Genomic DNA, 10,818 nt, shown 5'->3' on the forward strand with positions numbered 1-10,818 from the left:
CCGGATTTCCTTCGACTATCCCTTAGTCATGAGACAACGCTAACCACGGCGCGACACCTTCCTCGTTTCGCCGCACCGATCGCAAAGCACCTCTATTCCGCGGCCGCCCGGTTGATCTGCTCGCGGCTGCGCTCCCAAGACAGGCCTGGGACCGCCGCCAGCAACGCACGCGCATAGTCGGATTGGGGTCGCGTCAACACCTGCTCCGCCGGTCCATCCTCGACGATCTTGCCGTTCTGCATGACGACGATGCGGTCGGCGATCGCCGAGGCGACACGCAGGTCGTGCGTGATGAACAGCATCGACAGGCCGAGGTCGCGTTTGATTTCCGCCAGAAGGTCGAGGATCTGCGCCTGTATCGAGACATCCAGGGCCGAGACCGGCTCGTCGGCGACGAGCAGATCGGGCTCAAGCATGAGTGCTCGCGCCAGGCCGATGCGCTGCCTTTGGCCTCCCGAGAAAGCGTACGGAAATCGATCGGCCGCACTGGGATCAAGCCCGACGCGGACAAGAAGACGGGACATGCGCTCCTCGGCCCTCTCGCGCGAAAGGCCGTTGACTATGGCGGCTTCGGTCAGGATGCGGCGGACGCGATGGCGAGGATTGAGGGAGGCGAAGGGATCCTGAAACACCATCTGGATACGCGGACGCAAAGTCCGTTCGCGTGTCGTCCCGGCGAGATCACGCCCGTCAAAGCGCAGGCTGCCTTCATCCCAGTCGGCCAGCCCTACAACGCATTGGCCGAGCGTCGTCTTGCCCGAACCGGATTCACCGACCAAGGCGACCGTCTCGCCTGGCCCGATTGTCAGGCTGACGCCGTCGAGTGCCCTGGTGGCGGATATTTGCCGCCGCCATGGCGCGCGGCGATCGCGATAGGTCTTGGTCAGCCCGCGGACCACGAGAAACGGATCCCCTGCGTCCTGTCTGTCCGTTGCATTGGCATGCAGAACCGGAACGGCTTCGATCAGGCGGCGTGTGTAAGGCTGCGACGGCGCTTCGAGGACATCATGCGCTCGGCCGGCCTCAACCACCCGCCCCTCCTTCATCACCATGACACGGTCGGCAATGTCGGCGACCACGCCGAAATCATGCGTAATGAACAGGATCGCGAGGCCGAGCCTTTCGCGGATTTCAAGGATCAGCCGCAGGATTTCAGCCTGGGTCGTGACGTCGAGCGCGGTGGTCGGCTCATCGGCTATCAGCAGGTCCGGGTCGTTGGCGATCGCCATGGCGATCATCACCCGTTGCCGCTGCCCGCCCGAAAGCTGGTGCGGGTAGCGGTGGATGATCGTCTCCGGATCCGGAAGCCTGGTTGCCCGCGCCAGCTCCAGCACGCGAGCGGCGCGCGCCCTGCGGTCACCACCGTCATGCGCGGCGAGCGCTTCCTCGATCTGGCGACCGATGGTCAGCACCGGATTGAGCGCGCTCATCGGTTCCTGGAAGACAAAGCCTATGCGCTTGCCGCGCAGCAGCCGAAACGAGGCCTCGCTGATCCCGGCGACGTCGCGGCCGTCGAAACGGATCGCACCGGCGGCGACCTGAAGCTGCTTCGCCGGCAACAGACCGGCAATGGCCGCTGCCAGTATGGATTTGCCGGACCCGGATTCGCCAACCAGGCAGAGCACTTCGCCACGGTCGATGCGCAACGACACGCCCTCTACGGCCAATGCCCGATCGGCATCGACCGGCAACGCGATGGAGAGATCGTCGATCTCGACCAGAGCCGTCATGCGCGCCCGCCGCGATTGCTGTTTCGAGGGTTGAGCCAATGGTTCAGGCCGTCGCCGACGAGGTTCAGGGAAAGAACGGTGAGGAAGATCGCCAGGCCCGGAATGGTCGACAGCCACCAGTTGACGCGAAAGGCGGTCCTGCCGGTGCCGAGCAGATAACCCCAGGAGACGAACTCGCGATTGCCCAGACCAAGGAAGCTGATGCCGGACTCGATCAGGATGACGGTCGCCGTCATCAGCGAAGCGGCGACGATCACCGGCGACAGGACGTTAGGAAGGATGTGCCCGCAGATGATGCGGGCAGTCGACAGCCCGCCAACCCGTGCCGCCCGCACGAAGTCCTGGTTCACGAGGCTGAGCACCTCGGCCCGCACCAGCCGTGCGATCTGCGGCCAGCTGACGATTGCAATGGCCAGGATGATCGAGGTCAACGAAGGCGCGATGATCGCAACGATGACGACCGTCAGCAGGAAGCTCGGGATGGTCTGGAAGAACTCGGTGAACCGCATGGCGACGTCATCGACCCAGCCGCCGAAATAGCCGGCGACAGCACCTATCGCCGTGCCGAAGGCGACGGCGAGCAGCGTCACCGCCAAAGCGATCAGCAGCGTGACCTGTGCCCCGTGGGCGATGCCGGCCGCAAGATCGCGGCCTAGCATGTCGGTGCCGAACAGATGACCCGGACTGAAGGGCGGCAGGTTCGGACGGGCGACCATGCGCCAGGGATCGCCCGGAAAGAGAATGCCGGCGAAGACCGCCATCAGCAGGATCGCGATCAGGATCAGCGCGCCGGCAACGGCGCCCGGATGCCTGAGGAACGAGCTTCGCAGAAGGGCCATGGCCTCAAGCCCCCAGTTCGATGCGCGGATCGGCGGCAACGTAGAGAAAATCCGCGACCAGATTGATGACGACGACGATCGCCGAGGTGATGAAGAAGATCGCCAGCAGGAGGTTGTAGTCGCGCTGCATGAGGGCATCGAAGGCGAGACGCCCGACGCCTGGCCAGGCGAACACCGTCTCGATCAGGATCGACCCGCCGATCAGTTGTCCGGCTTGCAAGGAGGCGAAGGTGATGATCGGCAGCAGCGCGTTCCTCAGAACATGCTGGCGCCAGATCAGGCCCGGTTTCAGACCCTTGGCCCAGGCGGTGCGGACAAAATCGCGATCGAGCACGTCGAGCACCGAGGCGCGCGTCACGCGCATGTAGATGGCCATGTAGAACAGGCCGAGCGTCAGCGCCGGAAGAATGAGATGAAGGGCGACATCCCCGACAAGCGAGAGGTCCGACCCGCCCTCGCCTACTGTCTGCATGCCGTAGGATGGCAGCCAGTTCAGCCAGACCGAGAACAGCAGGATCGCCATCAGGCCGGTCCAGAACAGCGGCATGGCAAAGAACATCACCGAAATGCCGGTGAGCACGGTGTCGAGCAAACTACCGGCGTGCCGGGCGGCGATCGACCCGAGCGTAATGCCGGCCGTCAGCGCAAAACCAAATGCCGTCAAGGTCAGAAGCAGCGTCGCCGGCAGCCGTTCGGCGATGATGTCGATGACAGGACGCTGGTCCCGATAGGACTGGCCGAAGTCGAGACGCGCCAGCGACTTGGTGTAGATCCACAATTGCTCGGGAACAGAACGATCGAGCCCGAGGTCATGGCGCAGTTCCTCGACAAAGGCCGGGTCGGCCGCGCCCTGATCTCCGGCCAGTACCGATGCCGCATCTCCGGGTGCCAGCCGAAGCAGTACGAAGTTGAGGACGATAACGCCAAACAGAATGAGAACCGCGCGGGCAGCCCGTCCCGTCAGGAAGCCAAGACGACCCATCTCATCCGGCTCCGCGGCTATTTCGCCAGCCAGACATCGGCGAAATTCTCGTCGGTGCCGAGACCGGTGGTGATCAGGTTGCGGACCTTGGTTCGGTAGAGCGTCGGAAAGACGATGTCGTGCGTCCAGATGAGCGGCACGTCCGCGGAAATGATCTTCTGGGCTTGCGAATAGAGCGTCTTGCGCTTGTCGAAATCATTCTCATGCGCGGCATCGGCGAGAAGCTTGTCGACGGCCGGGTTGGAATAGCCATGCACGTTGCCGCCGGTCGTGCCCGCATTGTCGCCTTGCAGCGTGGTATAGGCGTAGCTGATGCCAATCGCCGGGTCGGGCGTGGTGTAGACAAAGTTCTCGGCAAGATCATAGTCGAAGGTGGTGAGCCGCTTGAACCATCCCGGCACATCGGTTGCCACGATGTTGACCTTGATGCCGACAGGCGCCAGCGCCTCCCGGATATATTCCGCCTCGCGCTGCCACAGCTCGCCATAGGGCAGAGGAACGAACTGCAGTTCGAAACGCACACCGTTACCGTCGGGTTTCAGGCCAACCTCGTCGAGGATGGCATTTGCCTTGGCTGGATCGAATTCATATTTCGTTTCGACCGATGAGTCCTTGAACCGCGACAGGCGCGACAGCGGACCGTTGGTCTCGTGGCCGAATCCGCCAAAGATCGTGTCGATGATGAACTGGCGATCGATCGCATGCGCGATCGCCTGGCGCACACGCGCATCATCGAGGGGCTTGTGGCGATTGTTGAGGTGGATGTAGCCGACCGGTTGAAGAAATTCCCAGCCTGCTTCGGTCAGTTGCACGCCATCGAGCCCGGCCAACCGCGTGATGTCGAAATTCTCGACGTCGCCTGCGCGCAGGACATCGACCTGGCCGGTTTCGAAGGCGACCGCGCGGCTGTTGGCGTCAGGGATGACATGGAAGAAGATGTCGTTCAGATGGGGTTTGCCGGCATCCCAATAGTCAGGGTTGCGGACAAGGTGGATGAATGACCCCTTCTTCCACTCCGCGAATTTGAACGGACCGGTGCCGATGAACTTGCTGTTTGCCTCGGCAGTGCGGAAGTCCGTCACCCCCTCATAGAGATGGGCCGGCAGCACGGCGGTGTTGTGCACATAGATGAAGGCCGGGTACGGCGCCTTGAGCGTGAACACCACGGTGTAGTCGTCCGGCGTGGCGATATCCTTCACCTCCGCCAGATTGAGCCGCGAGCGGGCCTGAAGTGCGGGCAGGAATTTCTGGAAGCTGAAGACCACGTCCTTGGCCGTGAAGGGCTGGCCGTCATGCCATTTGACGTCGTGGCGCAGGTTGAAGGTGTAGACCAGGCCGTCATCGGAAATCGACCAGCTCTGCGCCAGCCTCGGCAGCGGCTTCAGATCGGCCGAGTAGGTCAACAGGCTTTCGTAGATCTTGTTGCCGACATAGGTCGTCGGGCCGAGACGATTGACGCCGACATTGACCGTCGGCGGCTCGGGCTGAACGATCAGGTTGAGCGTCCCGCCTGCCTCCTGTGCCGCCAGTCCGGTCAGCGTCAGGAGCGTGACTGCTAGAGACAGCATGAGGGTGCGCAACAGGCGGGAGATCATTGTGAATTCACCTTGTCGAATGATTGATCGCGGGGCCTGAGATGTCGCCCCGCGGGATAGTGTGGTTCCGCAGGATGGCGCGCCTGACCTGCCTCTAGCGAACTGCGGCGCCAGTTTGTGTACTAAGATTATAGACAAAGGGGATTATGATAAGGGAACGCGCTTCACCGATATCGGGCAGAGCGAATATTTTTCCCAATATCCGTGCTGAAATGAGAGCGAATTGCCTGATGGCGGGCGGTCACGACAGGCCCACCGGGTCGCGCCATCTGGTTATGATATCGACGGCGAACGTGGAGAACACGAACGATACCGCGGCGAAGACCGTCGTGCCGATGACGACCGGAAAATCGCCTTCTAGTGCCGAGTTGATGGCCAGCCGGCCGACGCCATCCAGCCCGAAGATCGTCTCGGTGACGATCGCACCGCCCATGATGACGGCGAGTTCCAGACCGCCGAGCGTGATCACCGGATTGAGGGCGGCCTTCAACGCATGATCGTAGTAGACCCGCCATTCCGGAACACCCTTGGCGCGCGCGGTCCTTATGTAGTCCTCGCCAAGGATCTCGAGCATGCTGGCGCGAACCAGCTGCTGGAAAATGCCGATCTCGGCAAGCGCCAGTGTCAGCCACGGCAGCGCCAGATGACGGGCCCATTCGAATGGGTCTTCCGTCAGCGGAACGTAGCCGCTGCTTGGAAACCAGAAGATCCCATAGTTAGAGAGCTGGAAGAACAGGAAGTAGGAGATCAGGATGCCGGAGAGGAACGTCGGCACCGACAGGCTCGCATAGGCGAAGCCCGATATCAGCCTGTCCAGCCAGGAGCCTTGCCGGCGCGCGGCAATCACGCCAAGCAGGATCGAAAACGTCATCCAGATGACGACTGCACCAAGGGCGAGCGATAGCGTCACTGGCACCTTGGACAGGATGAGATCGGTCACCGGTGTCTGCTTGCGGAAGGAGTAGCCCAGCGCCGGCGGCCAGTGAGCAATCCCCATCGGCGCGCCCTGGATATCAGGACCGCGGTAGAGATAGTACCACAGCTGCAGATACCATGGCTCGTTGAGCCGCAGCGCGTGCGCTATGGCATCGATCGCCTGCTGGCTGGCGTTGCGCGGCGCCAGCATGGCGGCCGGATTGCGATAGGCTATGCGGGTGATGAAGAACGCGATCACCAGCACGATGAGGAGCGTCGAGAGCGCCCTGAAGATCAGCCCGCCTGTATACCGGATCATCGCGTCACCCGCTGCGGCGATGGGGATCGAGGACGTTGCGCAAGCCGGCGCTCAGCGTGTTGAATCCGGCTACGGTGAGAAACAACGCGATGCCGGGGCCGAGCAGGAACCAGGGCTGTAACTGGTAGAGGGAGGAGCGCTGCGCCTCGGCGATCATGTTGCCCCAACTCGGCTGCGGCGCCTGCACGCCGACGCCGAGGAAGGAGAGCGTCGCTTCGGCGATGATGTTGGTCGGCAGTTGCACCGCCCAGTAGACCAGGATCACCGGCGCGATGTTCGGCAGGATTTCCCTCACGATGATCCTGGTCTCCGAGGCGCCGATCGTCTGCGCGGCCTCCACCAACGGGCTGCGGCGCAAGACGAGCACAAGGCCACGCGTCAGCCGGGCGAAATACGTCCACGAGAACAGGGTTATGATCAGGACGACCACCAGCGAGGGCGCGACCAGCGGCTTGCCGTCGGCGCCCCGGTTCAGCGACAGAAGGCTGAGCGCGGTGACGATGAACGGGAAGGACAAAGCGACGTCCACGGCCTGCGAAATGATGCGGTCGACACGGCCGGCAAGAAATCCGCTGACGAGGCCGATGGCGGTGCCGATGATCATGGCAAGCGTGGTCGCCGGGATGGCGATGGCCAGCGACACGCGCGCGCCGTAGAGCGTCCTCACCAGCACATCGCGGCCATTGCCGTCGGCGCCAAGTGGAAATTCGAGCGTGGGGCCGGTCGGCAGCCCCATCTCGGTCAATGCGGTATCGCGGAACTGCTCGGTCATCCCGTGCCCCAACAGCCATGCGACCACGGGCGCCAGCAGCGCACCGGCGGTGACAAAGCCTATGATCAGCGCGCCAATGCGGAAGGAACGCTCGCGCAGCAGTGCATGGAGAAGCAGCGACCTGTATGATTTCACGACCTCGCCATGTCCTAGCAGGACATGATCCTGGACGGACGCCAGGGCACGGATCTCAGGCATGCGCGGCGATCCGCTCGGGAACCGGGTTGCGCTGCAAAGCCTTGCCGGGGATCGCGTCTATCAGCCGGATTGTGTAGGGGTGCCGGGGAGCGCCGAAGACACGGGCTGTCTCGCCGGCTTCCACGATGACGCCCTTCTCCAGCACGATGACGCGGTCGCACAGTTCCGACACGACACCCAGATCGTGCGAGATGAACAGCAGCGACAGGCCTCGCTGCCGGCGAATGGTCTGCAGCAATTTGATGATCTTTGCCTGTGTCGTGATGTCGAGTGCCGATACCGGCTCGTCGGCGACGATCAGCGACGGTTCGAGCGCAATGGCGCGCGCGATGGCGACGCGCTGCCGCTGGCCACCTGAAAGCTGGGCCGGGAAACGGTCGAGCACGTCGTCGGGAAGTTCGACATCGCGCACCAGATCTTGCACGCGCCTGCGTATCGCTGCTGCGTCCAGTCTGGTGCCGATGATGAAGGGTTCCGCCAGAATGGACCGGATGCGCCGCCGCGGGTTGAGGCTGGAATAGGGGTCTTGGAAGATGACTTGTATGTCCGATCGTAATTGCCGGTCGAAAGCGACGCCGCCGGCACCCGGACGGGAATAGCTACGCTCACGCAACGAGATGCTGCCTTCGTCCGGCTGGTCGAGGCCGGCGATCAGCCGGCCGATCGTCGACTTACCGGAACCGGATTCGCCGACGAGGCCGACAATCTCGTTCTCGCGGACGCTGAACGAGATATCCTTAAGTACTGGCCTGATCAGAGCGCCCGCAGCGGAGCGGCCTGCGAAGGAACGCGCGATTGCCGCGACGGAAAGCAGGTCGGGCGCCACAGGCAAGGGTGGCCGCGCCGCGCGTGCGACAAGGCCGCCAAGTCGCGCCGCACCGAGCAGCTCCCTGGTGTAGGCCTGGCGCGGTGCCTGGTAGATCAGCTCGGCCGGCGCCTGCTCCACCACCCGTCCCGCACGCATCACCAGGACATCGTCGGCAATGTCCGAAACGACGGCCAGATCGTGGCTGATGAAGATCATTGCCGTGCCATGGTCCTGCTGAATTCGCTTCAGCAGATCGAGGATCGACGCCTGCACGGTCACGTCGAGCGCCGTCGTCGGTTCGTCGGCAATGATGAGGCCGGGATTGAGCGCGATCGCCGCGGCGATCATCACACGCTGGCGCATGCCGCCGGAGAACTGCCTGGGATAGTCGTTCACACGGGCCGAAGGATCGGGGATACCGACATCGGCCAGAAGATCGAGAACGCGCTGACGCAATTCCCCGCGTCCCACCCTGTGGTGGGCGGTGATCGCTTCGGCGATCTGCTGGCCGATGGTCTTCAGTGGATGAAGGTTGCTGAGCGGATCCTGGAAGATGAAGCCGATGTCGGCGCCTCGCCGCCGGCGCAGGTCGCCGGCGCCGAGGCCCAGTATCTCATCACCCTTGTGCAGGACGCTGCCGCGTACGCTCGCCGCCGGCGGCAGAAGGCCGGTGGCGCCGAGCAGCGACACGCTCTTGCCCGAGCCCGATTCACCGACGATGGCGAGCGTCCTGCCCGGCTCGACGGAGAACGAGACGCCATGCACCACGTCCACGCCGCCGAATGCGACGCGCAGATAGGCGATGGAGAAGATGGGCACGCGCGCCTCCTTTTGCCGGTCCGGGCTTGCTACTGCTTGAGAGCGATGTTGGTGATGTCGGCATTGACTGCCAGCGACGACCATACCCAGTTGGCGAGACGATCGGAGGTGACCACGACCTTGCGCTTCTCGAACAGCGGGATCCAAGGCAAGTCGGCGGAGACGAGCTGGTCGGCCTTCGTCCAGATCGGTCCCGGATCGTCGGATGGATAAGCCTGCGCCGCGAGCTTGTTGAGCGCCGGATTGCTGTAGCAGATGGCGTGGACATTGCCGGTGCCACAAGGTGCCGCGTCCGAATTCAGCCAGCCGCCGAGCAGCATGCGCGTGCTCGGTCCCTGCCAATCGGGAGAGAAGGTGCCGCCCAGGGAAAGATCCCAACGGCTCTTCGGATCCTGGATGAAGGCGTACCACTGCGTCGGCGGGATCGGGATCAGGTTGAGCGTGATGCCCGCCGCCTCCAGATCCTCCTTCGCGGTCACGGCGATGGCTTCGAACTGTGCGTTGCCGCGATAGATGGCGTCAAATGCAATGCCGTTCGGATAGCCCGCCTCGGCAAGCAATTGCTTGGCCTTGGCCGGATCGCCCCTGTAGCTCTCGGTCGGGTACGGATCGAACTTCTCGAAACCAAGGATGGTGGAGGTGATGATCTGGGTGAGCGGCACAGCGCCGATCGAACCGGCCTGCGTCTGCGCCAGATGCTCACGGTTCACCGCATAGGTCAGCGCCTGCCGGACCTTCAGCTTGCGCAGCGCCTCGGCTCCGTCGCTCTTGACCTCCGGCCGCTGATTGAAGGTGATGAAGTTCGCCGATCCACTGTTCGTCACATGGATGTTGGGGCTCTTCTGCGACAGGAAGCGCTGGATCGTCGGGATGGGCGGGATATCGAGATAAAGCGACAGATCGGCCTCGCCGGCGATGATCTTCTGGACGACGCTGTCCTCGCTGTTGGCGGTGAAGTCGATGTCGATCTCATCGGCATAGGCCTTGCGCGCCTGGTCGGACTCCGGCTTGAAATTCTTTGCCTTCTTCAGGACCAGCTTCTGACCCTGCTCGTAGGTGTCGACATAGTAGGGGCCGCTGGACGGCAGGTTCTTGCGCGACTCCAGCGAGTCCGGGAAATATTTGGACGCGATCTCGGGCGCCACCGGCGACACGAAGTTCATCGAAAGGATGTTGAGGAAATCGTAGTTCTTGGTATCCGATTTGATGACCAGCGTGTGCTCATCGGGAGCCGAGACACCGGCAATCTCATGCGTGTCGGTGAAGGCCTTGGTTGCCGCCAGATCGCCCGTCGGCACTTTCGCGAATTCCTTGCAATAGTCGACGAAGCCGGAGATCACGAGGTTGAAATAGTTGATGGCGGCGACCTGCTTGTTGGGATCGCAGAAGCGCTTGACGCCATAGACGAAATCGCTGGCGACGATCTTGCGTTCGGTCGAACCCGAGAAGAAAACGTCGTCCTTCAGATGGAAGGTGTAGACCTTGCCGTCGTCGCTGATGTCCCAGGACTTGGCGAGATCCGGTACCAGAGTGGTGTCCTCCTTGAGGCCGGCGGGCGAGCCCGGATAGGTCACCAGCTGACGCGTCGTCGCGCGCAGGATTTCCCAGGAATCGATGCTGTAGCCGGTAAGCGGATCGAACGCATCGAGGTCGGACTGGATCGAAGCAATCCGCAGAACCCCACCAGGCTTCAGATCTTCCGCCTGCGTGGAGGCACCAAGTGCAGAAAATACCATCAGGCCGGCGGCAACACCTTTGGATAGATTGCGCGCAACTTTTGTTGCCATTACTTCTCTCCAGTTAGCAAGAAATTCTTCGTACTACCATTGCAGTAAGCGATT

General features: G+C 62.7%; 8 protein-coding genes. All 8 read right to left on the reverse strand.

The window, feature by feature from the left end; all coding sequences use genetic code 11:
* Positions 1–92: 92 nt before the first annotated feature.
* Entirely contained in the window at positions 93–1,730 is a 1,638-nt protein-coding gene (locus NKI73_RS11220) for an ABC transporter ATP-binding protein (RefSeq protein WP_352629473.1), read from the reverse strand.
* The gene (locus NKI73_RS11225; RefSeq protein WP_352629475.1) at positions 1,727–2,569 is read right to left on the reverse strand and encodes an ABC transporter permease; all 843 of its coding nucleotides are present in this window, start codon (positions 2,567–2,569) and stop codon (positions 1,727–1,729) included. The genes NKI73_RS11220 and NKI73_RS11225 overlap by 4 nt, the downstream gene beginning before the upstream one ends.
* Positions 2,570–2,573: 4 nt before the next feature.
* Positions 2,574–3,551 carry an ABC transporter permease gene (locus tag NKI73_RS11230; protein WP_352629477.1) on the reverse strand — a complete coding sequence of 326 codons (978 nt, stop codon included), beginning with the start codon at positions 3,549–3,551 and terminating at the stop codon, positions 2,574–2,576.
* A gap of 17 nt (positions 3,552–3,568) precedes the next feature.
* Entirely contained in the window at positions 3,569–5,146 is a 1,578-nt protein-coding gene (locus tag NKI73_RS11235) for an ABC transporter substrate-binding protein (protein ID WP_352629479.1), read from the reverse strand.
* A gap of 241 nt (positions 5,147–5,387) precedes the next feature.
* A complete protein-coding gene (locus tag NKI73_RS11240; RefSeq protein WP_352629481.1) occupies positions 5,388–6,380 on the reverse strand; it encodes an ABC transporter permease in 993 nt (330 codons plus the stop codon).
* Between the two features lie 4 nt (positions 6,381–6,384).
* Positions 6,385–7,350, reverse strand: a complete 966-nt coding sequence (locus NKI73_RS11245; RefSeq protein ID WP_352629482.1) for an ABC transporter permease — start codon at positions 7,348–7,350, stop codon at positions 6,385–6,387.
* Positions 7,343–8,977, reverse strand: a complete 1,635-nt coding sequence (locus NKI73_RS11250; RefSeq protein WP_352629483.1) for a dipeptide ABC transporter ATP-binding protein — start codon at positions 8,975–8,977, stop codon at positions 7,343–7,345. Before NKI73_RS11250 ends, NKI73_RS11245 begins: the two co-directional genes overlap by 8 nt.
* A gap of 29 nt (positions 8,978–9,006) precedes the next feature.
* Entirely contained in the window at positions 9,007–10,764 is a 1,758-nt protein-coding gene (locus NKI73_RS11255) for an ABC transporter substrate-binding protein (RefSeq protein ID WP_352629485.1), read from the reverse strand.
* Positions 10,765–10,818 lie beyond the last annotated feature (54 nt).

Origin of the sequence: Mesorhizobium sp. M0496, from assembly GCF_040321205.1 — a bacterium.
Taxonomy (GTDB): domain Bacteria; phylum Pseudomonadota; class Alphaproteobacteria; order Rhizobiales; family Rhizobiaceae; genus Mesorhizobium.

Excerpts from the sequence above, each read along its gene's own strand:
- NKI73_RS11225 (WP_352629475.1), bottom strand. The coding sequence starts at position 2,569 with ATGGCCCTTCTGCGAAGCTCGTTCCTCAGGCATCCGGGCGCCGTTGCC.
- NKI73_RS11240 (WP_352629481.1), bottom strand. The coding sequence starts at position 6,380 with ATGATCCGGTATACAGGCGGGCTGATCTTCAGGGCGCTCTCGACGCTC.
- NKI73_RS11255 (WP_352629485.1), bottom strand. The coding sequence starts at position 10,764 with ATGGCAACAAAAGTTGCGCGCAATCTATCCAAAGGTGTTGCCGCCGGC.
- NKI73_RS11220 (WP_352629473.1), bottom strand. The coding sequence starts at position 1,730 with ATGACGGCTCTGGTCGAGATCGACGATCTCTCCATCGCGTTGCCGGTC.
- NKI73_RS11230 (WP_352629477.1), bottom strand. The coding sequence starts at position 3,551 with ATGGGTCGTCTTGGCTTCCTGACGGGACGGGCTGCCCGCGCGGTTCTC.
- NKI73_RS11235 (WP_352629479.1), bottom strand. The coding sequence starts at position 5,146 with ATGATCTCCCGCCTGTTGCGCACCCTCATGCTGTCTCTAGCAGTCACG.
- NKI73_RS11245 (WP_352629482.1), bottom strand. The coding sequence starts at position 7,350 with ATGCCTGAGATCCGTGCCCTGGCGTCCGTCCAGGATCATGTCCTGCTA.